Here is a 20,712-nt window from a genome sequence, read left to right on the forward strand (position 1 = left end):
TTACGCGGGGGCCCAGACACTGCTAAAACTACTGCTCTCGGAAATACTGCGTTGAAAACAGGCTCGGACTGCTCATTTACAACTCGTAAACTCCGCGTCCTCGCCTGTTTTCGCCTTGTCTTTCCTTCGCTCATTACGTTTTAACAGCGTCTGGACCAGCTCCTAGATTCAGACTTTTTTCAGCGCGCACGTTTTGATCCCTTCAAGCGAGCGACGCGCACGGTCTGGCCGGGCATTGCCTGCGCTCCAATCATTCATCAGTCACTGACCCTAGGTTCTCCATGGCTCAATACGTATTCACCATGCATCGGCTGGGCAAAGTTGTTCCGCCGAAGCGGGAAATCCTGAAAAACATTTCTCTGTCGTTCTTCCCCGGCGCCAAGATCGGCGTACTCGGCCTCAACGGTTCGGGTAAGTCCACGCTGTTGAAAATCATGGCCGGCGTCGATACCGAATTCGAAGGCGAAGCCCGCCCAATGCCGGAGCTGAACATCGGCTACCTGCCGCAGGAACCGATCCTGGACCCGACCAAGACCGTGCGTGAAGTGGTCGAGGAAGCGGTCAGCGTGATCAAGGACGCCCAGGCGCGTCTGGACGAGGTCTACGCGGCCTACGCCGACCCGGATGCCGACTTCGACAAGCTGGCGGCCGAGCAGGCCAAGCTCGAAGCCATCCTGCAAGCCAGCGACGGCCACAACCTGGAGCGTCAACTGGAAGTCGCCGCCGATGCGCTGCGTCTGCCAGCCTGGGATGCCAGGGTCGAACACCTTTCCGGTGGTGAAAAGCGTCGTGTGGCCCTGTGCCGTCTGCTGCTGTCCGCCCCGGACATGCTGCTGCTCGACGAACCGACCAACCACCTGGACGCCGACTCCGTTGCGTGGCTTGAGCACTTCCTGCACGACTTCCCGGGCACTGTGGTAGCGATCACGCACGACCGTTACTTCCTGGACAACGTTGCCGGCTGGATTCTGGAACTCGACCGCGGCGCGGGCATTCCGTACGAAGGCAACTATTCGGGTTGGCTGGAAGCCAAGTCCGATCGTCTGGCTGCCGAATCCAAGCAGCAGTCGGCCCACGAAAAAGCCATGAAGGAAGAACTGGAGTGGGTGCGCAAAGGCGCCAAGGCCCGCCAGTCCAAATCCAAGGCTCGTCTGCAACGCTTCGAAGAAATGCAATCGCAGGAATTCCAGAAACGCAGCGAAACCAACGAGATTTATATCCCGGCCGGTCCGCGCCTGGGCGACAAGGTCATCGAGTTCAAGAACGTCACCAAGGGCTACGGCGACCGCGTGCTGATCGACAACCTGTCGTTCTCCATGCCTAAAGGCGCCATCGTCGGCGTGATCGGCGGTAACGGTGCCGGTAAGTCGACCCTGTTCCGCATGCTGATGGGCAAGGAAACTCCGGATTCGGGCAGCATCGAAGTCGGTGAAACCGTGCAGCTTGCGTGTGTGGATCAGAGCCGCGAAGACCTGGACGGCAGCAAGACCGTGTTCCAGCAGATCTCCGACGGTTCCGACCAGATCCGCATCGGCAACTACGAGATCCCGTCGCGTACCTACGTCGGTCGCTTCAACTTCAAGGGCGGCGATCAGCAGAAGTTCGTCAAGGACCTGTCCGGTGGTGAGCGTGGTCGCTTGCACCTGGCCCTGACCTTGAAAGAGGGCGGCAACGTCCTGCTGCTCGACGAACCGTCCAACGACCTCGACGTTGAAACCCTGCGTTCTCTGGAAGAAGCCCTGCTGGACTTCCCGGGCGCCGCCATTGTGATCTCCCACGACCGGTGGTTCCTTGACCGCGTCGCGACGCACATCCTGGCGTACGAAGACGACTCGCAAGCGGTGTTCTTCGAAGGCAACTACACCGAGTACGAAGCCGACCGCAGAAAGCGCCTCGGCGAAGCGGCTGCCCAGCCGCATCGTGTACGCCACAAGAAACTGGCCTGATTTCGGGTTGGTTGCATAAAGAGCGGAGCCTTCGGGCTCCGTTTTTTTATGCCTGTGTTTTTTCAATGACGCCGAGTCGCGCCATTCGCGAGCAAGCCCGCTCCCACAGTAGAACGCATTTCAAATGTGGGAGCGGGCTTGCTCGCGAAGGCGGTGTTTCTAATGGTGCAAGACTTGAATTGTTGATCCCTGTTCAGGTGCAAAAATGGTCAAGAAACCGGAGTTATTTATATCCTGTGCACCATTTAATTTCATAAGTGCGACATTTTGCGCTGTTCTTGTGCGCAAGTCGTTTGTTACAGTCCGGCTCAATCTCTTACAACGACAATCAATTTGCCGAGACTTTTCCATGATCGAATCCGTCGAATCCTTCCTTGCCCGCCTGAAAAATCGCGATCCGGACCAGCCTGAATTCCACCAGGCCGTGGAAGAAGTACTACGCAGTCTATGGCCGTTTCTTGAGGCCAACCCGCATTACCTGAGCTCGGGCATTCTGGAACGCATCTGCGAGCCGGAGCGGGCGGTAGTGTTCCGCGTGTCGTGGGTCGACGATCAGGGCAAGGTCCAGGTCAATCGCGGGTTCCGCATCCAGATGAACAGCGCGATCGGCCCGTACAAGGGCGGCCTGCGTTTCCATCCGTCGGTGAACATGGGCGTGCTGAAATTCCTCGCCTTCGAACAGACCTTCAAGAACTCCCTGACTTCATTGCCCATGGGGGGCGGCAAGGGCGGTTCGGACTTCGATCCGAAGGGCAAAAGCGATGCCGAAGTCATGCGCTTCTGCCAGGCCTTCATGAGCGAGCTGTACCGCCACATCGGTGCAGACGTTGACGTGCCGGCCGGGGACATCGGCGTCGGTGCGCGGGAGATCGGTTTCCTGTTCGGCCAGTACAAGCGCCTGAGCAACCAGTTCACCAGTGTGCTGACAGGCAAAGGCCCAAGCTACGGCGGCAGCCTGATTCGCCCTGAAGCCACCGGTTTCGGTTGCGTGTACTTCGCCGAAGAAATGCTCAAGCGCCGTGATCAGACCGTTGAAGGCAAGCGCGTGGCAATCTCCGGTTCCGGCAACGTTGCCCAGTACGCAGCACGCAAGGTGATGGACCTGGGTGGCAAAGTGATTTCCCTGTCCGACTCCGAAGGCACGCTGTATTGCGAAGCTGGCCTGAGTGAAGATCAGTGGCTGGCGTTGCTGGATCTGAAAAACGTCAAACGCGGGCGGATCAGCGAATTGGCGGCGGCGTTCGGCCTGGAGTTTCGCGCCGGCCAGCACCCATGGACGCTGCCGTGCGACATCGCGCTGCCATGCGCCACGCAGAACGAACTCGATGCCGAAGCTGCGCACACTCTGCTGCGTAACGGCTGCGTATGCGTGGCCGAAGGCGCGAACATGCCGACCACGCTGGAGGCTGTGGATATCTTCGTCGAGGCCGGCATTCTGTTTGCCCCGGGCAAGGCATCCAACGCCGGTGGCGTGGCGGTGAGCGGTCTGGAGATGTCGCAGAACGCCATGCGTTTGCTGTGGACCTCCGGTGAGGTGGACAGCAAGCTGCACGCGATCATGCAGTCGATCCATCACGCCTGTGTGCACTACGGTGAAGAGAACGGACGTATCAACTATGTCAAAGGCGCGAACATCGCAGGCTTCGTCAAAGTCGCCGATGCAATGTTGGCCCAAGGTGTGGTTTAAGACGGTTCGATGCGGATCACTTCAATCACTTGATCGCCAACAGGGCGCTGCCAGAGCACTTCATCGTTGAGTCGTGCGCCGAACAGCGCCCGGCCCAGCGGTGAACCCCAGTTGATCAGGCCGTGGGCGGCATCGGCCTGATCTTCGCCCACCAGTTGTACCCGGCGTTCGGTGTTGTGTTCATCGGCATAGGTCACCCAACTGCCGAACTGCACTTTCTCGGTCGAAGTCGCGGCGGGTACCACCTGGGCGCTGCCCAGGCGCTGCTTGAAGTAACGCAAATCACGTTCGAGATCCACCAGGCGCTGCTTGTCGGCCTCGTCGCCCTTTGCCGATTGTTCAGTGTGCAGGGCTTGCAGTTCGGCGACTTTAGCCTGCAACAGGCTGAGGCCTTGCGGCGTGACGTAATTGGGCTGCGCGCTGACCTGCCGTTCGACAGGCTGATCGGTTTGCGCAGCGGCGTTATCTTCATGGACGAAGGCACGGCTCATGGAATTCTCCCGGCATAGGGTTTGGATCATGGTCGCAGGCATCTGGTTTCACTGGATGTCTGAAAGCGACTTACGGCGAGTGATAGGCCCGGGCCTGTCACTCGCCACATTTCGAACTCCCATGCCCCAACGGCCCATAAGGAAAGTCTAGAAGCCGGCTCGCCAGGATGGTGTGCAAGGGCGGTGAAAAATCCACTCAACACCGCGTACCGCTTGTAGGAGCGAGCTTGCTCGCTCCCTCCCTCCCACAGTGGCGGTGGGTGTGTATCAGGTCAGTAGTGATACCACTTCAGCTCAAGCATCACTTCGTTCTCGGGCGTCGCCAGATGGCTGAACTCGCGCCGGGCACTCAAGCGCAGTCCGAGATTGCGGGACATTTCCCATTGCTGATTCAGGCTCAGGCTACGACGCACTTCGCCATTGGTGAAGAAATCACCCTTGGCTTCCAGGCTCAGGTTGCCCACCGGGTTTTTCCACAGCACACCACTGTTGAAGCCAGCGGCCGGCGCGATGAAGGCGGCGAAGTCGTTGTTGTGTTCGATACGCACAGTGCCCAGGGCAAATCCGAGCAGGTCATCGCCCAGTTGCCAGGTCCCACCGCCACCGCCGTTGACGTGGCTGACCAGGGTCTGGTCATCGTGCTTGCCCGGCACCCGCTCCAGACCACCGGTGACTTGCCATGACAGTGGTTGCAGCAATTGGTTGCGCGGGGTCAGGGAGCGAATGGTCGCCAGGTCCAGTTGCTGTACTTGCCAGTCATTGCCTTCGTACTGGCGCAGTTTCAATTGCAGGATTTCGATCTGCGCGCCCAGTGGAAAGCTTTCGCTGTTGTCATTGAGGTCGTGATAAGCCATGCGCAAGCCGTACTCGCCAAAGGCTCTGTCACCCCGGGTGCCGAGGCCGAGCTGCCAGGTACGGGACTCGTGACCGTCTTCAGGCAGGCCGGGTTGCGCGATGTCCAGCTCCGGCGCCGGGTTCTGGTTGATTGCCCGCAGCAGTTCGAAGCTGCGCTGGGCGCGCGCCGGGTCGCGTTCCTGGCCATTGGCGCGGTAACGCTCCAGTCGATAGGCCGCATCGATGATCAGCGCCTGGCGCTCGCGGGGTTGTGCCTTGAACGCCGGATCCTGCAATCGCTTCTGATCGGCGCTGACTTTCAACACCCATTGCTGCTCTTCAGGGTTGAGCGGCTCGGCGCGACTGAGCAACTCGCGCTCCCGGGACGGACGATACTGGATGGATTCCACCAGCCCGGCATTTTTCACCGCTTTGACGGTGTCGGTCGGGATGGCCGTGAGTGGAAATTGCCCGGTCAGGCGCAAGCTCGGGCGGGCTACTTGCAGCAGTTCCAGTAAACGGTATGAGCAGTTTTCGTCGAAGAAGAAATAGTCGAACCTGATCTGCTTCAGCTCCCAGACGTGCTCGACCATTCGCTCGGTTTCCTGCCGGGTCAGGTTCAGCCGGTATTCCCACAGGTCGCGGTTTTCCAGGCTGCGGTATTCCGAGAGTTTTTCCTGGTAGGGCACCATCGCGAACAAGCCGGGGTAACCGCCCATCAGGCCTTTCCAGGCATAGAGGATGCTGTTGTCCGAGCCCTCGATGTAGGCGCCGAAGTTGATCGCGTAACTGAGCAGCGAAGTCTTGTCGCTCTTCACTTCGGCCTGGTCGATGCGCAGCAGGGTGTGGCCAAACATCGAGGACGGGCTGTTCAGGTAGGCTGCCGGGAAGATCATCACCGCACTGTCCGGTGAGACGTCCTTGAACCATTGCCTGAACCCGGCGCAGTCCGGCGTCGGCAGGCCGGTCAGGCCGAGCTGTTCTTTCAGCCAGCGGGTGCGGGCAGGGTAGACGCATTGAGCGTGCGTTTCACCGGCACTGGCCGGGGCGTACAAGGCCTGTACCGTCGCCGCCAGTTCATGGTCGGGATGTTCATTGCCGTCAGCGGCGAGGAAGAATCTCCTGTCGCTGACATAGCTGCGCCAGCCGCCGAGCTTGGCGGTTTCGTAATGGCCCAGGGATATCCAGAAAGGGTCGTTGGCCAGTTGCTGCAAACGTTGCGGGTCGATTTGAGGCGCGGCGGACAGCGGGGCGCAGACACACAGCGCCAGCCAGGCAAGGCGTTTGAGCATAGGTGGCAACTTAAACAGGAAAAAATGAAGACCCAACGAGGTGGATGTCTTTTACCTGTAGGAGCTGGCTTGCCAGCGATGGTTTCAAAGGCGCTGTGTTTATCCCGTAAACACGCGTAATCGTTAACGACCATCGCTGGCAAGCCAGCTCCTACAGTCAGCAACATTACCCGGAGTGGGGCAGGTCCAAAAAACAAAACCCGCTTCCCGAGAGAAGCGGGGCGAGTCGAGCTTATGCCTGGGTGGCGTACTTGGCCAGTCGAGGGTCGTTCTTCAGGACGGCGAGGGTATTGGTATGCACGTCTTCGGCAGTCACGTCAGCCTTGTTGAAGATCTGCTGGAAGTGCTCGTGGGTGACGGCGGCGAAGTGCGCACGGTCTTCCGGCGCCACGCCCAGTACCACGGCGTAGGTGGTCAGCGCTTCGCCCTGACCTTTGGCCATGTCTTCGGACAGCTCGTTCATCATGCCATTCATGGCAAACCAGGATTTGCCGCCATAGGTCAGCGACGCATTGGTCGCGCAACCGTTGGTGCCGGAGGTCATGCCGAAGGTTGCGTTGCCGGAGGTGCCGTTGGTGGTGGATGCCAGGAAGTGAGCCGGAGTGCCACGCTGGCCTTCGAACAGCATGTTGCCCCAACCGCAATCCGGGCCGCCTGGCGCCTGAGCCATGGCGTTGATGGATACAGCGGTGAAGAGAGTACCGAGAAGAATCCGTTTCATAGCTTTGTTCTCTTTAGGTGCCTACCAATGGACATGGGTCTGGCCCGTCTGGTGCCAGTGGGCCGGTCATTAGTCCAGCCGCGCAGTCTGGAGTTTAGGCACGATCACGAGGTTCCGTTATTTTTTGCAGAACATTCATGGGAAACGGTGGCGAAAGCCCGGCCCGCCTGGGGTTGGCGGATTGACGCTGCTCCGGCCAGCGGTGCTCCTTGCCAGTCGGGCATGGGCGGCGCCAGAATGCTGCCATCTGCCCCGCCTGATTGTTAAGGAAGCCCGATGCCTGATCCTGTTGCTGCCAGCTTGCGTCTAGCGCCCGAAGCGCTGACCCGTCCGTTTTCCGCTGAACAGTTCAGCTTCTCTACCACCAATGATCTGGAGCCCTTTCGCGGTGTGCTTGGCCAGGAACGTGCGGTCGAAGCCTTGCAGTTCGGTGTGGCCATGCCACGCCCCGGTTACAACGTATTCGTCATGGGCGAGCCCGGCACTGGCCGGTTCTCGTTCGTCAAACGCTACCTCAAGGCCGAAGGCAAGCGCCTGCAGACCCCGGCGGACTGGGTCTACGTCAACAATTTCGATGAGCCTCGCGAGCCGCGCGCACTGGAACTGCCGTCGGGCACCGCCGGTGCCTTCATCGGTGACATCAACGGCTTGATCGACAACCTGCTGGCGACGTTTCCGGCAGTCTTCGAGCATCCGTCCTACCAGCAGAAGAAAAGCAGCATCGACCGCGCCTTCAACCAGCGCTACGACAAGGCCCTGGACGTCATCGAGCGTCTGGCGCTGGAAAAGGACGTCGCGCTGTACCGCGACGCGAGCAATATCGCCTTCACCCCGATGGGCGACGGCAAAGCGTTGGACGAAGCTGAGTTCGCCCAGTTGCCGGAAGCCGAGCGTGAGCGCTTTCACGAGGATATTTCGGCTCTGGAGGAGCGCCTGAACGAGGAGCTCGCCAGCCTGCCGCAATGGAAGCGTGAGTCGAGCAACCAGTTGCGTCATCTGAACGAAGAAACCATCACCCTGGCCTTGCAGCCATTGTTGTCGCCATTGTCGGAGAAATACGCCGAGAACGCGGCGGTTTGCGGTTATCTGCAAGCCATGCAGGTGTACTTGCTCAAGACCGTGGTCGAGCAACTGGTGGACGACAGCAAGACTGACGCTGTCGCCCGCAAGTTGCTGGAGGAACAATACGCGCCAAGTCTGGTGGTCGGTCACTCGGCCAGCGGCGGTGCGCCCGTGGTGTTCGAGCCGCACCCGACCTACGAAAACCTCTTCGGTCGTATCGAATACAGCACCGACCAGGGTGCGCTGTATACCACTTACCGCCAGCTGCGGCCGGGAGCCTTGCACCGGGCCAACGGTGGGTTCCTGATCCTTGAAGCGGACAAGATGCTCAGCGAGCCGTTCGTGTGGGACGCGCTGAAACGCGCCCTGCAATCGCGCAAGCTGAAAATGGAATCACCGCTGGGTGAGCTGGGCCGCCTGGCCACCGTGACCCTGACTCCGCAACACATCCCGTTGCAGGTCAAAGTAATCATCATCGGTGCCCGTCAGCTGTATTACACGCTGCAAGACCTTGATCCGGACTTCCAGGAGATGTTCCGCGTCCTGGTGGATTTCGACGAAGATATCCCGATGGTCGACGAGAGCCTGGAGCAGTTCGCCCAGTTGCTCAAAACCCGTACTTCCGAAGAAGGCATGGCACCGCTGACCGCCGATGCAGTGGCACGTCTGGCGACTTACAGTGCCCGTCTGGCGGAGCACCAGGGGCGCTTGTCAGCGCGTATCGGTGACTTGTTCCAACTGGTCAGCGAGGCGGACTTCATCCGCCATCTGGCCGGCGATGAAAGGACCGACGCGGGACATATCGAGCGTGCGCTCAAGGCCAAGGCCACGCGGACCGGGCGGGTTTCGGCGCGGATTCTCGACGACATGCTGGCCGGGATCATCCTGATCGATACCGCTGGTGCGGCGGTCGGCAAGTGCAATGGCTTGACCGTGCTGGAAGTCGGCGACTCGGCCTTTGGTATACCGGCGCGGATTTCCGCCACGGTGTACCCGGGCGGCAGCGGCATCGTCGACATCGAGCGCGAGGTCAACCTCGGCCAGCCGATCCACTCCAAAGGCGTGATGATCCTTACCGGTTATCTGGGCAGCCGTTACGCCCAGGAGTTTCCGCTGGCAATCTCCGCGAGCATCGCCCTGGAGCAATCCTACGGTTATGTCGATGGCGACAGTGCTTCCCTGGGCGAGGCCTGCACCCTGATCTCGGCCTTGTCGAAAACCCCGCTCAAGCAGTGTTTTGCCATCACCGGTTCGATCAACCAGTTCGGCGAAGTGCAGGCGGTCGGTGGAGTCAACGAGAAGATCGAGGGCTTCTTCCGTCTGTGTGAAGCCCGTGGGTTGACCGGTGAGCAGGGGGCAATCATTCCTCACGCCAACGTCGCCACGCTGATGCTCGACGAGAAGGTGCTGGCGGCGGTGCGTGCGGGGCAGTTCCATGTCTATGCGGTCCGTCAGGCCGACGAAGCCTTGAGTTTGCTGGTTGGCGAGCCGGCCGGCGAACCGGACGAGAATGGCGAATTCCCTGAAGGCAGCGTGAACGCGCGGGTCGTGGAGCGACTGCGGGTTATCGCGGAAATGATCAGTGAAGATGATCTGAAAGAAGCCGAGAAGGAGTTGGCGCAAGAGGCTTTGGCGGAAACCAAGCCGGCTTGATGCAGTAACCCATGTGGGAGCGGGCTTGCTCCGGGCGGCGTTCCGACGAAAGCGTCGGAACATTCAACATTTATGTTGGCTGATTGACCGCTTTCGCGAGCAAGCCCGCTCCCACATTTGCTTGTGTGAATAACTGGAAAAGCGTCGTCGAAATGACGTCAATATTCACGCTATGACCATTCGGCGCCTTTCGGTCTCGCGTGGCCTGTAAGCCAGACTTTTCTTCTATTCTCTGCTCAGGGATATCGAGAGTAATCACAGGATCGAAACAGCCTTCCCGAGGGGGCTGAATACCGGATCTACCGAGGGTCGCCGCCATGTCGCGCAACCTCTGCCTCACCCGTCAATGCCTGGGCCTTGTGACCCGTATCGAATGTGCCATCCGTCCATTGGCGGGAGATACGGGCATGTGGACTCTGCTGTTCGCCGCTGGAATGGCCGGCGAACAACCTTCGGCCATCAAGGCCCAAGGCCCGTTTCACGGGCCGGTCGTCGCTGAATCAATCCTCGACACCATCGTTGAAAGCCTGACCCTGCACGGCTACGAGTTGGCCGACGATCCGCAAATCTGGTGCCTGCACCTGCAAGCCCAACTGCGGGAAATCAATGGTGGTCGCTGCCGAAACATGGGCGGTTTCGAGTTTCACCCCGAGCACTGAGTCGCACTATTGATCAAGGCGCATCATGTCGGCCTTTTCGAGTTTGATCTCGAAACCATATTGCACGGTGGCGAGGTCAGTGCGCTGATAGGTTTCCAGGCGCGCAGGCTGCCCGTAGAAGTAATGCACGATAAACTGCGCCGGACCTTGTGCGCTTGCGCCATGGCTGACCGATAGAATCTCCTTCAAGTAATTGCCGCTGTCGTCCTTGGCGAAAAAGCGCCAGTCCTGGGCGGGAAATGCTTTCAGATCCACCACCAGCGCATTGTCTTTGAGTCCAAGGCCTTTGGGCAGTTGACGGGCATCCACGGTTTTTTTGTCGACCGTGGCCAGGAACAGCGGCATCGAGCCCACTGCATAGGCCGGCGTTTGCGGAAACAGATTCAGATCGTAAGTGATGGTGCCGCGCAGGGGATCGACCTGGTACGCCTCAGGCGGCAGTTCGATCGGCTCGTCGCGATTGCCGCGAGCGTCTTCGGTGAAGAAGCTCACCGGGCTTTCTCCGGGGTTGAACGATGTGCCAAGCAGTTCATCGTTGAAGCTGCGCAGATGAGTGAATTCGATTCTTGCAGCACTGGGGTCGTCGACCGACTGACTGATGCTGACGTTCTTTTTCAGTTGATCCTCAGTCAGCGTTGCCCCTTTCAGCCAGCTCGCCGCCTGGTCGTCATAGACCACCACGGACAGGTTCAAGGGCTGGATGGTCTTGTCCGTGGTAATGGCATCAAAGCGCCGGATCGGCAGGTCGAGGTCCTTTCGGGTGACGGTGACGGCAGAAAAATCCAGCATGCTGACTTCGAGGGTTTCGATGGTCCCGTTGAAGTACACCTTCGAATAATGTCGAGTCTGCTGTTTCTCAAAGTTGCGTTGTTCTTCGTCGAGCTGTTTTTCCAGGGACTCGCTCCAGCTCTTTTGCTGCTGCATCTTGGCCAGCTGTTGCTGATAGAAGGCAATCTGTACCGCTGTTTCGTTGATTGAGCCGGCGCGCGTGATGAATTGCCCGGTGCTGTCCCTGGCCTGAACGATCAGCGGCTTCAGCGGTGTTTCACTGACTTCGGGAGCCAGCGGCGCGCTGTTGTTGTATTCGACTTCCGCGTAGTTGTTCGTCAATGTGAGCAGGGTGACACTCAGGTTGTCATTGGTGCGAGTCTGGCCCACGTCCTTTTTCGTCAGGTCGAAGCTGTAGAGGCGGCGTGGCGCGATGACTTCGACTTTGCCTTGCAGGCTCACCGGTTGCGGTTGCTGCTTTCTGTCGATGTCGAGGCCTTCGATGAAGGGGTAGGCCACGGTCAGGTCATCGGGGTTGGTCAGGTTGGAGCTCGATGGGCTGAGTTGAATGCCGGGGTCGGTTTCCGACCATTCCGGCTGGAATGGAATCACCCGTTTATTGCTCAGGGTGACCGACTGCCATTCCAGGCCATGGGGAAACAAAAACGCGGCAGGAATGCTGAACGTGAACGGGAACACCGGTTGCAGATCGGTCAGGTAGTCGGAACCGGAGTCCTTTTGCAACACGAACAACCCGTTGATATAGGTGTCGACCAGGGCCTGCGGGGTCGGGTAGTGCTTGAGCATGGCGAGGGCGTCTTCGCCGTATTCGGTTTCCACCGGTTTACTGTCGAGCTTGAGTCGTGCGCGCTCGAGCAGCAGCAGTGAGCCGCCCAGCTCCGACACGGCGTCCTTGAGTTTCGGATCCTGGATGGCGTCCAGCGACTTTTCGAACTGCGCGGTTTTTTCTTCGAGGCTGACCTGGCGTTTTTCATCGCTGGGTGAGCAGCCGCTTAGCAGCAGCACCAGGCAAATACCGGCACTCGTCAAAGGCAATCGCACACCCATTTCCAGTCTTCCTGTCCGACATTACTGAGCAGTCAATGATTTGGACACTAGCAGAAAAACCTTGATACACAGGCGCAGGTGGCGGATTTTTCGACGGTTTCTGGCTATGGACGGGCGGCTGGTATACTCGCGGCCATTTCCAATCCAACGTGTGAGATTCAATGGAACGCTTTATCGAAAATACAATGTACGCCTCGCGCTGGCTGCTGGCGCCGATCTATTTCGGCCTGTCCCTCGGGTTGCTGGCGCTGGCGCTGAAATTCTTCCAGGAAGTCTTCCACGTCATCCCGAACGTGTTTTCGATGGCTGAGTCGGATTTGATCCTGGTGCTGCTGTCGCTGATCGACATGGCGCTGGTGGGCGGATTGCTGGTGATGGTGATGATTTCCGGCTACGAGAACTTCGTCTCGCAACTGGACATCGACGATAGCAAGGAAAAGCTCAACTGGCTGGGCACCATGGACTCTTCGTCGCTGAAAATGAAGGTGGCTGCGTCGATCGTGGCGATCTCGTCCATTCACCTGCTGCGCATCTTCATGGACGCCAAGAACGTCGATCCTGAACATCTGCAGTGGTATGTGATCATCCACATGACCTTCGTGGTCTCGGCATTCGCCATGGGTTACCTGGATAAAGTCACCAAGCACTGATCCATTGCCGGCCCCATGAAACACGCCGCCCGTCTGTTGCAAAACAGACGGGCGGCGTCGTTTGTGGCTTGTGCTTTGATGCGTCGAAGCCTATCCCTGTAAAGAGGCTCGCTACTGCGTGAGGTGCGCTCATGAACCTGCAAGAGTTGAATGCGTATGCCGTCGCCGGGAAGGTCGATGAGCTGAACCTGATCTCCATGGAGGGAGGCATTTACTTGCTTGAGGCGCGTATGCACGGAGCGGCGTATCCCTTGAACGATGCGCCAGGTCACACGATGCAGTTGCGCTCCGTGGAGCATGCCCGTGATGTGCTGCGCTCCTTTCCCAAGTTGCACTTCAACCTTGTGCACACGGTCGTGCATGACGAGATGTGCGGGCTGGTTGCCGATGTGGAGGAAAACCTGAAGGTGCCGATCGCCTGAGGTCCCTCATCAATGACGTGACATCTGTGCTAGTCTGCTGGCCCTTTTGGTTCCGGGCGCTCCGGGACGCGCTGTGCACGCATGGCAAGTTCCCGAGCCGTCCGCACAGCGGAGCAGTGTCATGTCCGAAGTAAATCTGTCCACCGACGAAACCCGCGTCAGCTACGGTATTGGCCGTCAGCTGGGCGACCAGCTGCGCGACAACCCGCCACCGGGCGTAAGCCTGGACGCGATCCTGGCAGGTCTGACCGACGCATTCGCCGGCAAGCCAAGCCGTGTGGGTCAGGAAGAAATGTCCGCCAGCTTCAAAGTCATCCGCGAAATCATGCAGGCCGAAGCTGCAGCCAAGGCTGAAGCGGCTGCTGGCGAAGGCCTGGCTTTCCTGGCTGAAAACGCCAAGCGTGAAGGCATCACCACTCTGGCTTCCGGCCTGCAGTTCGAAGTCCTGACCGCTGGTGAAGGCGCCAAGCCATCCCGTGAAGACTCCGTGCGTACTCACTACCACGGCACCCTGATCGACGGCACTGTGTTCGACAGCTCCTACGAGCGCGGCCAGCCTGCAGAGTTCCCGGTCGGTGGCGTGATCGCCGGCTGGACCGAAGCCCTGCAACTGATGAATGCCGGCAGCAAATGGCGCCTGTACGTGCCGAGCGAACTGGCTTACGGCGCTCAAGGCGTTGGCAGCATCCCGCCGCACAGCGTACTGGTGTTCGACGTCGAACTGCTCGACGTTCTGTAAGACCCGCTGATTACCTGTAGGAGCGAGCTTGCTCGCGATGGGCGCAAACGATAACGCGACCATCCTGAATGAACGCGGTGTCTTCGAGTTCTTCGCGAGCAAGCTCGCTCCTACAAAGTTTTGTAGCGTTTTTCATATTTCAATCTTGTGGTGCAGTTCGCTGTGCGGGCGCAACGCCCGGGCATAGCAGAACAGAAACAGGTTTCTCACCACTTCCTTGAGCACCATCGGCTCGCTGGAACTCAAACCATTGAGATCCAGATCACCCTGATCCTGCAGCTCGCTCAAGGCTTCCTCTTCCAGTACGGCACAGACTTCCCCGGTTTCCCGATGCAGGATCCTGAGGTAAGGATGTGGGCGGTCCAGCCAGGCATCGATCAAATAAGTCATGTTTCTCATCTCCACTGAGGGTTTTATGAGAATAATTCCTATTCGCAAAATAGCAAGGGCCTATTGGCGGTTTGCGCCTTTTTCCGGGTAAAGATTGCGTCAGGTCAAAACGACTGGCGTTTGGCTATTGCGAGGGGTTATTGGGTGAAGCGGGGGAGGGTGAGGCGCCATCCCGCGCCGGGCGCGGGATGGAGACAGCAGGTTCAGACTTTTCTGACGAACTCGGACTTGAGTTTCATCGGGCCGATACCGTCGATCTTGCAATCGATGTCGTGATCGCCATCGCACAGGCGGATGTTCTTGACCTTGGTGCCGACCTTGACCACCAAAGACGTACCCTTGACCTTGAGGTCCTTGATCACGGTGATGGTATCGCCGTCCTGCAGGACATTGCCGACCGAATCCTTTTTCACAGCGTCATCGGACGCCGCTTCGGCTTCACCGTTGGCGGACCATTCGTGGGCGCACTCGGGGCAGATCAGCTGGGCGCCGTCTTCATAGGTGTATTCGGAATTGCATTTTGGGCAGGGTGGCAGCGTGCTCACTAAGGCTCCTTGGATTCAGGATCGCTAAAAAGCGCACATTATATAGGGTTTTAGGCGGGGAGGGGGCGGTGCGGGAAAACCTGTAGGAGCAGCCGGTCGACGCTCGATTGCTCGCGATGGACTCAAGATCGCAGCGGGATGCCAGGTTTCCCGTGTCATCGTTGGCGACCATCGCGAGCAAGCTCGCTCCTACAGATGTCTTTTAGTGCGTGCGCGCGACCGCGAACTCACTCAATTCGACCAGTGCATCGCGGTACTCGCTGGCTGGCAGCACGTCGAGGCACTTGATCGCACGGGCTACGTAGTCGCGAGCCAGTTTTGCGGTGTACTCCAGCGAGCCCGAGGCTTCTACGGCTTCGCGGATGCTTTCCAGGTCTTCGATGCCGCCTTTCTGGATCGCTTTGCGTACCAGGGCGGCCTGCTCCGGCGTACCTTCACGCATGGTGTAGATCAGCGGCAGGGTCGGCTTGCCTTCGGCCAGATCGTCACCGACGTTCTTGCCCAGGGTTTCGGCGTCGCCTTTGTAATCAAGCAGGTCGTCGACCAGTTGGAAGGCCACTCCCAGGTGATCGCCGAATGTACGCAGGGCTTCGGCCTGCTCCGGCGTGGCTTCGCACAGGGCGGCGGCACTATGGGTCGAGGCTTCGAAGAGCATCGCGGTCTTGCCGCGGATGACCTCCATGTAGGTTTCTTCGGTGGTGCTGGCGTCACGCACCTTCGACAGCTGCAACACTTCGCCTTCGGCGATGATGCGCGTGGCTTGCGAAAGGATCTTCATCACTGGCATGGAGCCCAGCTCGACCATCATTTCGAAGGAGCGCGAATACAGGAAATCACCGACCAGCACGCTTGGCGCGTTGCCCCACATGGCGTTGGCAGTCGAGCGTCCCCGGCGCATGCCGGACATGTCGACCACGTCGTCATGCAGCAGGGTAGCGGTGTGCAGGAACTCGATGGTGGCGGCCAGCAGGCGCAGGTCGTCACCTTCACGGCCCAGAGCCTTGCCACACAGCAACACCAATAAAGGACGCAGGCGTTTGCCGCCGGCCGAGGTAATGTAATCGCCGATTTTCGATACCAGCGGCACTCGGGAAGTCAGCTGCTTCTTGATGATGCCGTCGACGGCGCTAAAATCGTCCGCGACCGCGCGGTAGAAGGCTTGGGGTTGCATCAGCGACAGTCGCTCCAGAAGGGTTGCGCGGCATGCTAGGACCCACGCCTGCAGGTGTCAAGGCGCGATGGACGGCCTCTTGCAAGGCTAGCGTGGCTTGCGTACAATCGCGCACCCTGAACTTCCTGGGCAGCACCTGCCTTACGCAATTGCAAGCGGGCCTCCAGCCCCATGCAGCCATGCCAGCCAATACCTCTTCTTATAAAGAGCTGGGTGAGCAGGATTATCGGAGAAATACCATGTCTTATGCAGTAATCGTTACTGGCGGCAAGCAGTACAAAGTCGCCCCAGGTGAATACCTGAAGATCGAAAAACTGGAAGTCGCTACCGGCGAATCCGTTACCTTTGATCGCGTTCTGTTGGTTGCCAACGGTGACGACGTGAATATCGGCGCTCCAGTTGTTGCTGGCGCTACCGTTGTGGCTGAAGTGATCTCCCAAGGTCGTCACGATAAAGTCCGCATCATCAAGTTCCGTCGTCGTAAGCACCACATGAAGCGTATGGGCCACCGCCAGTGGTACACCGAGATCAAAATCACCGGTATTCAGGCTTAATTTCAGCCTAATTCCTCACTAGGAGAATTGAACTCATGGCACACAAAAAAGCTGGTGGTAGTACCCGTAACGGTCGCGACTCAGAAGCCAAACGCCTTGGCGTGAAGATGTATGGCGGCCAGGCTATCAAGGCAGGCAACATCATCGTGCGTCAGCGCGGCACCCAATTCCACGCTGGCTACGGCGTTGGCATGGGTAAAGATCACACCCTCTTCGCTAAAGTCGAAGGCGTGATCAAGTTCGAAGTAAAAGGCGCCTTCGGTCGTCGTTACGTGAGCGTAGTCGCAGCTTAATTGCGCGATCGCTGGAAAAGCCCTGTCTCGCGACGGGGCTTTTTCGTTTGTGGGGTGAGTCTCTTGCAAAGCTGTTTGCATGGGCTGTCGGCGTACGATGTAGGTGTCGTGGTTTGGGGTCGCTGCGCTCATTTTTGCAAGAGTCTTATGTCTTGATTGTTTTTCGGCTCGTCCGTATGGCGAGAGGCGTTTGTTATGAAGTTTGTTGATGAAGTATCGATTCGAGTAAAGGCCGGTGATGGCGGCAATGGCTGCATGAGTTTCCGTCGCGAAAAATTCATCGAAAACGGCGGTCCTAACGGTGGTGATGGTGGTGATGGCGGTTCCATCTACATGATGGCCGACGAAAACCTCAATACCCTGGTGGACTACCGTTACACCCGGCACTTCGATGCCGAGCGTGGCTCCAACGGCGGCAGCACCGACTGCACCGGCAAGAAGGGCGAGGACCTGATCCTGCGTGTACCGGTTGGTACCACGGTGATCGACTCTGCCACTCAGGAAGTGATCGGCGACCTGACCAAGGCTGGCCAGAAACTGCTGGTGGCACACGGCGGCTGGCACGGCCTGGGCAACACCCGTTTCAAATCCAGTACCAACCGTGCTCCGCGTCAGACTACGCCAGGCAAGCCGGGCGAGCAGCGTGACCTGAAGCTGGAAATGAAAGTGCTCGCGGACGTCGGTCTGCTGGGCTTGCCAAACGCCGGTAAAAGTACCTTTATCCGTTCGGTATCGGCCGCCAAGCCGAAAGTCGCCGACTACCCGTTCACCACGCTGGTGCCGAACCTGGGTGTGGTCAGTGTCGATCGCTGGAAGAGCTTCGTGGTCGCGGACATTCCGGGCCTGATCGAAGGTGCTTCCGACGGCGCGGGCCTGGGGATTCGCTTCCTCAAGCACTTGTCGCGTACTCGTCTGCTGTTGCACCTCGTCGACATGGCGCCGCTGGATGAAACCAGTGCCCCGGACGCCGCAGAAGTCATCGTCAGTGAGTTGACCAAGTTCAGCCCGTCCCTGGCGGAGCGTGATCGCTGGCTGATCCTGAACAAGTGCGACCAGATTCTTGATGAAGAGCACGATGCTCGCGTCAAGGAAATCGTCGATCGCCTGGAGTGGACCGGTCCGGTCTACGTGATCTCGGCCATTGCCAAGCAGAACACCGAGCGCCTGTGCCACGACATCATGCGTTACCTGGAAGATCGCGCCGATCGCCTGGCTAACGATCCGGCCTACAAGGAAGAGTTGGCCGAGCTCGATCAGCGCATCGAAGATGAAGCCCGTGCCCAGTTGCAGGCGCTGGACGACCAGCGTGCCCTGCGTCGCAGCGGCGTGAAGTCGGTCCACGACATCGGCGACGATGATTGGGACGAAGAAGATGTGGATGACGAAGACGGTCCGGAAATCATTTACGTGCGTGACTGATTCGTTGCGATAAACTTAAGCGCCGCTCAATCGAGCGGCGTTTTGGTATCTGGAAATCGATCGTTGGTCACGAATAACCACGAATAATGTCACGGGCAGTGCTAGGTCGTGCTGCCCTCAAGCTAAGGTTGAAGATGATGCGGAGCAAGGTGACAGGTGCGCAGCGTTGGGTCGTGAAGATCGGCAGCGCTTTGCTGACGGCGGACGGCAAGGGCCTGGATCGCGCGGCAATGGGTGTCTGGGTTGAGCAGATGGTGGCCTTGCATGAGGCGGGTGTCGAGCTGGTGCTGGTGTCCTCCGGGGCGGTGGCGGCCGGTATGAGCCGTTTGGGCTGGACCTCGCGACCCAGTGCGATGCACGAGCTTCAGGCCGCTGCTGCAATCGGCCAGATGGGGCTGGTGCAGGCCTGGGAGTCGAGCTTTGCCAAGCATGGCCGGCATACCGCGCAGATTCTCCTGACCCATGACGACCTGTCCGACCGCAAGCGCTACCTGAATGCCCGCAGTACCTTGCGTGCGCTGGTCGAGCTCAAAGTCATTCCGGTGATCAACGAGAACGACACTGTAGTCACCGACGAAATCCGTTTTGGCGACAACGATACCCTGGCGGCACTGGTGGCGAATCTGGTCGAGGCGGATTTGCTGGTGATTCTGACGGATCGCGACGGCATGTTCGACGCGGATCCGCGCAACAATCCGGATGCCCAGCTGATTTACGAGGCGCGTGCCGATGATCCGGCGCTTGATGCGGTGGCTGGCGGTACGGGTGGGGCGCTGGGGCGTGGCGGCATGCAGACCAAGTTGCGCGCTGCGCGTCTGGCGGCGCGTTCCGGTGCTCATACCATCATCGTCGGTGGGCGGCTTGAGCGCGTACTGGATCGCCTCAAGGCGGGCGAGCGCATCGGCACTCTGCTCTCGCCGGAGCGTGGCATGCTGGCGGCACGCAAGCAGTGGCTGGCTGGTCATCTGCAAACCCGTGGCACCCTGGTGCTGGATGCCGGTGCCGTGACCGCGTTGTCCCAGGGCAACAAAAGCTTGCTGCCAGTTGGGGTCAAGTTGGTGCAGGGCAGCTTCCGTCGTGGTGAGATGGTGGTCTGCGTGGCGCCGGACGGTCGCGAGATTGCCCGTGGCCTGGCCAACTACAGTGCGCTGGAAGCGCAAAAAATCATCGGTCAGTCGTCCGATGCGATTGTCGGTCTGTTGGGTTACATGGCGGAACCGGAGCTGGTTCACCGCGATAACCTGATTCTGGTCTGAAGGAATACCTGAATGCGTGTGGCAAAAGGATTGTTGGGGCTGTTGCTGGCGATGCCGCTGCTGGCTTCGGCTGAAGAGATCGGTCAGGTGTCGACGGTGTTCAAGTTCGTTGGGCCAAATGACCGGATTGTGGTCGAGGCCTTTGACGATCCCAAGGTCGACGGTGTGACCTGCTACCTGTCGCGCGCCAAGACGGGTGGTGTGAAGGGTGGTCTGGGGTTGGCCGAGGATCGTGCCGAAGCGTCCATCGCTTGCCGCCAGGTCGGGCCTATCAGCTTCAAGGGTGAGCTCAAGGATGGCGACGAGGTGTTCAAGGAGCGTACGTCCCTGGTGTTCAAGACCATGCAGGTGGTGCGCTTTCTCGACAAGAAGCGCAATACGCTGGTGTACCTGGTGTATAGCGATCGCTTGATCGAGGGTAGTCCGCAGAATGCGGTGACGGCGATTCCGATCTTGCCGTGGGCGAACGCTCAGTAAAGCTACGAAGATCGCCAGTGTAGGAGCGAGCTTGCTCGCGAAGATCTCCATGACGCCGCGTTTCTTCGGGAGACGCGCTTTATCGTTGACGACATTCGCGAGCAAGCTCGCTCCTACAAATCGCAGGCAATAAAAAACCGACCCTGAGGTCGGTTTTTTAATGAACGGGTCGCTTAGGCAGCAGCGGCAACGTTCAGGGCCTTGACGTGGCCATTCAGGCGGCTCTTATGACGAGCGGCCTTGTTCTTGTGGATGATGCCTTTATCGGCCATACGGTCGATAACTGGCACAGCCAGAACGTAAGCGGCTTGAGCTTTGGCAGCGTCTTTTGCGTCGATGGCCTTAACTACATTCTTGATGTAGGTACGAACCATGGAACGCAGGCTGGCGTTGTGGCTGCGACGCTTCTCAGCCTGTTTTGCACGTTTTTTGGCGGAAGGTGAGTTGGCCACCGTCGAGCTCCTCGAAAGACTTTTTAGGAAATAGCAAACAAAATAGGCCGCGAATCATGCCGATGAGTTGATGTGTTGTCAAGGGCGGTTGATGCGTTCCGCTGAGTGGTCGATCTAAAGAGGCGGGATATTTATTTCCGGCGCTTGACCTGTAAACTCGCGA

At 59.0% G+C, this 20,712-nt stretch carries 20 protein-coding genes; 12 read left to right on the plus strand and 8 right to left on the minus strand.

The window, feature by feature from the left end:
- Positions 1 to 281 precede the first annotated feature (281 nt).
- Complete coding sequence (gene ettA, locus ACEN8Q_RS27130) at positions 282 to 1,946, plus strand: energy-dependent translational throttle protein EttA (RefSeq protein ID WP_111288331.1); 1,665 nt, start codon at positions 282 to 284, stop codon at positions 1,944 to 1,946.
- A 349-nt stretch (positions 1,947 to 2,295) separates the two neighbouring features.
- Positions 2,296 to 3,633, plus strand: a complete 1,338-nt coding sequence (gdhA, locus tag ACEN8Q_RS27135; RefSeq protein WP_413426264.1) for an NADP-specific glutamate dehydrogenase — start codon at positions 2,296 to 2,298, stop codon at positions 3,631 to 3,633.
- On the opposite strand, the gene ACEN8Q_RS27140 is transcribed toward gdhA, so the two are convergent.
- From ACEN8Q_RS27140 to ACEN8Q_RS27150, 3 genes are all read right to left on the minus strand, one after another.
- Positions 3,630 to 4,124: a GreA/GreB family elongation factor gene (locus ACEN8Q_RS27140; RefSeq protein ID WP_413426262.1), complete on the minus strand. Its 495-nt coding sequence runs from the start codon at positions 4,122 to 4,124 to the stop codon at positions 3,630 to 3,632. The two genes, gdhA and ACEN8Q_RS27140, sit on opposite strands and share 4 nt — an antisense overlap.
- 272 nt (positions 4,125 to 4,396) lie before the next feature.
- Positions 4,397 to 6,250, minus strand: a complete 1,854-nt coding sequence (locus tag ACEN8Q_RS27145) for a DUF4105 domain-containing protein (protein WP_413426260.1) — start codon at positions 6,248 to 6,250, stop codon at positions 4,397 to 4,399.
- Between the two features lie 232 nt (positions 6,251 to 6,482).
- Positions 6,483 to 6,971: a DUF3015 domain-containing protein gene (locus ACEN8Q_RS27150; RefSeq protein ID WP_413426258.1), complete on the minus strand. Its 489-nt coding sequence runs from the start codon at positions 6,969 to 6,971 to the stop codon at positions 6,483 to 6,485.
- Positions 6,972 to 7,247: 276 nt separating this feature from the next.
- Between ACEN8Q_RS27150 and ACEN8Q_RS27155 the strand changes: the two genes are divergently transcribed.
- Both ACEN8Q_RS27155 and ACEN8Q_RS27160 read left to right on the plus strand, forming a co-directional pair.
- Positions 7,248 to 9,686, plus strand: coding sequence for a Lon protease family protein (locus ACEN8Q_RS27155; protein ID WP_413426256.1), 2,439 nt, complete (start codon positions 7,248 to 7,250; stop codon positions 9,684 to 9,686).
- 317 nt (positions 9,687 to 10,003) lie between these two features.
- Positions 10,004 to 10,345: a hypothetical protein gene (locus ACEN8Q_RS27160; RefSeq protein WP_008022519.1), complete on the plus strand. Its 342-nt coding sequence runs from the start codon at positions 10,004 to 10,006 to the stop codon at positions 10,343 to 10,345.
- A gap of 6 nt (positions 10,346 to 10,351) precedes the next feature.
- On the opposite strand, the gene ACEN8Q_RS27165 is transcribed toward ACEN8Q_RS27160, so the two are convergent.
- Positions 10,352 to 12,181, minus strand: a complete 1,830-nt coding sequence (locus tag ACEN8Q_RS27165) for a hypothetical protein (protein ID WP_413703990.1) — start codon at positions 12,179 to 12,181, stop codon at positions 10,352 to 10,354.
- Between the two features lie 161 nt (positions 12,182 to 12,342).
- Here ACEN8Q_RS27165 and ACEN8Q_RS27170 point away from each other — a divergent pair, with 161 nt between their 5' ends.
- The 3 genes from ACEN8Q_RS27170 (at position 12,343) to ACEN8Q_RS27180 (ending at position 13,992) form a co-directional block, all read left to right on the plus strand.
- Complete coding sequence (locus tag ACEN8Q_RS27170; protein WP_007990463.1) at positions 12,343 to 12,831, plus strand: TIGR00645 family protein; 489 nt, start codon at positions 12,343 to 12,345, stop codon at positions 12,829 to 12,831.
- A 131-nt stretch (positions 12,832 to 12,962) separates the two neighbouring features.
- On the plus strand, positions 12,963 to 13,253 hold the full coding sequence (locus ACEN8Q_RS27175) for a DUF6482 family protein (RefSeq protein WP_413426251.1): 291 nt from the start codon (positions 12,963 to 12,965) through the stop codon (positions 13,251 to 13,253).
- A 121-nt stretch (positions 13,254 to 13,374) separates the two neighbouring features.
- Positions 13,375 to 13,992: an FKBP-type peptidyl-prolyl cis-trans isomerase gene (locus ACEN8Q_RS27180; RefSeq protein ID WP_008022510.1), complete on the plus strand. Its 618-nt coding sequence runs from the start codon at positions 13,375 to 13,377 to the stop codon at positions 13,990 to 13,992.
- A 132-nt stretch (positions 13,993 to 14,124) separates the two neighbouring features.
- On the opposite strand, the gene ACEN8Q_RS27185 is transcribed toward ACEN8Q_RS27180, so the two are convergent.
- The 3 genes from ACEN8Q_RS27185 to ACEN8Q_RS27195 all read right to left on the minus strand — a co-directional run bounded on the left by ACEN8Q_RS27185 (position 14,125) and on the right by ACEN8Q_RS27195 (position 16,098).
- Positions 14,125 to 14,382: a hypothetical protein gene (locus ACEN8Q_RS27185; RefSeq protein WP_413426249.1), complete on the minus strand. Its 258-nt coding sequence runs from the start codon at positions 14,380 to 14,382 to the stop codon at positions 14,125 to 14,127.
- Between the two features lie 203 nt (positions 14,383 to 14,585).
- Positions 14,586 to 14,927, minus strand: a complete 342-nt coding sequence (locus tag ACEN8Q_RS27190) for a zinc ribbon domain-containing protein YjdM (protein ID WP_008022504.1) — start codon at positions 14,925 to 14,927, stop codon at positions 14,586 to 14,588.
- A gap of 202 nt (positions 14,928 to 15,129) precedes the next feature.
- On the minus strand, positions 15,130 to 16,098 hold the full coding sequence (locus ACEN8Q_RS27195) for a polyprenyl synthetase family protein (RefSeq protein ID WP_413426247.1): 969 nt from the start codon (positions 16,096 to 16,098) through the stop codon (positions 15,130 to 15,132).
- A 239-nt stretch (positions 16,099 to 16,337) separates the two neighbouring features.
- On the opposite strand from ACEN8Q_RS27195, the gene rplU reads away from it, so the two are divergent.
- The 5 genes from rplU (at position 16,338) to ACEN8Q_RS27220 (ending at position 20,097) form a co-directional block, all read left to right on the plus strand.
- Positions 16,338 to 16,652 (plus strand): 50S ribosomal protein L21, encoded by a 315-nt coding sequence (gene rplU, locus ACEN8Q_RS27200; protein WP_007950961.1) that lies wholly within the window; start codon positions 16,338 to 16,340, stop codon positions 16,650 to 16,652.
- A 35-nt stretch (positions 16,653 to 16,687) separates the two neighbouring features.
- Positions 16,688 to 16,945: a 50S ribosomal protein L27 gene (gene rpmA / locus ACEN8Q_RS27205; RefSeq protein ID WP_003281574.1), complete on the plus strand. Its 258-nt coding sequence runs from the start codon at positions 16,688 to 16,690 to the stop codon at positions 16,943 to 16,945.
- Between the two features lie 195 nt (positions 16,946 to 17,140).
- Entirely contained in the window at positions 17,141 to 18,364 is a 1,224-nt protein-coding gene (cgtA, locus tag ACEN8Q_RS27210) for an Obg family GTPase CgtA (RefSeq protein WP_007970919.1), read from the plus strand.
- A gap of 137 nt (positions 18,365 to 18,501) precedes the next feature.
- Positions 18,502 to 19,620 (plus strand): glutamate 5-kinase, encoded by a 1,119-nt coding sequence (gene proB, locus ACEN8Q_RS27215; protein ID WP_413426277.1) that lies wholly within the window; start codon positions 18,502 to 18,504, stop codon positions 19,618 to 19,620.
- Positions 19,621 to 19,632: 12 nt separating this feature from the next.
- The gene (locus tag ACEN8Q_RS27220; protein WP_413426243.1) at positions 19,633 to 20,097 is read left to right on the plus strand and encodes a CreA family protein; all 465 of its coding nucleotides are present in this window, start codon (positions 19,633 to 19,635) and stop codon (positions 20,095 to 20,097) included.
- A gap of 173 nt (positions 20,098 to 20,270) precedes the next feature.
- Here the strand turns inward: ACEN8Q_RS27220 and rpsT are convergent, their stop codons facing one another.
- A complete protein-coding gene (rpsT, locus tag ACEN8Q_RS27225) occupies positions 20,271 to 20,549 on the minus strand; it encodes a 30S ribosomal protein S20 (RefSeq protein ID WP_007970922.1) in 279 nt (92 codons plus the stop codon).
- Positions 20,550 to 20,712 lie beyond the last annotated feature (163 nt).

It is taken from the genome of Pseudomonas sp. Pseusp16, assembly GCF_047324915.1.
Taxonomy (GTDB): Bacteria; Pseudomonadota; Gammaproteobacteria; order Pseudomonadales; family Pseudomonadaceae; genus Aquipseudomonas; species Aquipseudomonas fluorescens_CD.

What these genes read in the sequence shown, in the direction of transcription:
- ACEN8Q_RS27170 (WP_007990463.1), top strand. Translation starts at nt 12,343, where the DNA reads ATGGAACGCTTTATCGAAAATACAATGTACGCCTCGCGCTGGCTGCTG.
- ACEN8Q_RS27160 (WP_008022519.1), top strand. Translation starts at nt 10,004, where the DNA reads ATGTCGCGCAACCTCTGCCTCACCCGTCAATGCCTGGGCCTTGTGACC.
- ettA (WP_111288331.1), top strand. Translation starts at nt 282, where the DNA reads ATGGCTCAATACGTATTCACCATGCATCGGCTGGGCAAAGTTGTTCCG.
- ACEN8Q_RS27195 (WP_413426247.1), bottom strand. Translation starts at nt 16,098, where the DNA reads ATGCAACCCCAAGCCTTCTACCGCGCGGTCGCGGACGATTTTAGCGCC.
- gdhA (WP_413426264.1), top strand. Translation starts at nt 2,296, where the DNA reads ATGATCGAATCCGTCGAATCCTTCCTTGCCCGCCTGAAAAATCGCGAT.
- ACEN8Q_RS27185 (WP_413426249.1), bottom strand. Translation starts at nt 14,382, where the DNA reads ATGACTTATTTGATCGATGCCTGGCTGGACCGCCCACATCCTTACCTC.
- proB (WP_413426277.1), top strand. Translation starts at nt 18,502, where the DNA reads ATGCGGAGCAAGGTGACAGGTGCGCAGCGTTGGGTCGTGAAGATCGGC.
- ACEN8Q_RS27165 (WP_413703990.1), bottom strand. Translation starts at nt 12,181, where the DNA reads ATGGGTGTGCGATTGCCTTTGACGAGTGCCGGTATTTGCCTGGTGCTG.
- ACEN8Q_RS27220 (WP_413426243.1), top strand. Translation starts at nt 19,633, where the DNA reads ATGCGTGTGGCAAAAGGATTGTTGGGGCTGTTGCTGGCGATGCCGCTG.
- ACEN8Q_RS27150 (WP_413426258.1), bottom strand. Translation starts at nt 6,971, where the DNA reads ATGAAACGGATTCTTCTCGGTACTCTCTTCACCGCTGTATCCATCAAC.
- rpmA (WP_003281574.1), top strand. Translation starts at nt 16,688, where the DNA reads ATGGCACACAAAAAAGCTGGTGGTAGTACCCGTAACGGTCGCGACTCA.
- ACEN8Q_RS27175 (WP_413426251.1), top strand. Translation starts at nt 12,963, where the DNA reads ATGAACCTGCAAGAGTTGAATGCGTATGCCGTCGCCGGGAAGGTCGAT.
- ACEN8Q_RS27140 (WP_413426262.1), bottom strand. Translation starts at nt 4,124, where the DNA reads ATGAGCCGTGCCTTCGTCCATGAAGATAACGCCGCTGCGCAAACCGAT.
- rplU (WP_007950961.1), top strand. Translation starts at nt 16,338, where the DNA reads ATGTCTTATGCAGTAATCGTTACTGGCGGCAAGCAGTACAAAGTCGCC.
- ACEN8Q_RS27155 (WP_413426256.1), top strand. Translation starts at nt 7,248, where the DNA reads ATGCCTGATCCTGTTGCTGCCAGCTTGCGTCTAGCGCCCGAAGCGCTG.
- ACEN8Q_RS27145 (WP_413426260.1), bottom strand. Translation starts at nt 6,250, where the DNA reads ATGCTCAAACGCCTTGCCTGGCTGGCGCTGTGTGTCTGCGCCCCGCTG.
- ACEN8Q_RS27180 (WP_008022510.1), top strand. Translation starts at nt 13,375, where the DNA reads ATGTCCGAAGTAAATCTGTCCACCGACGAAACCCGCGTCAGCTACGGT.
- cgtA (WP_007970919.1), top strand. Translation starts at nt 17,141, where the DNA reads ATGAAGTTTGTTGATGAAGTATCGATTCGAGTAAAGGCCGGTGATGGC.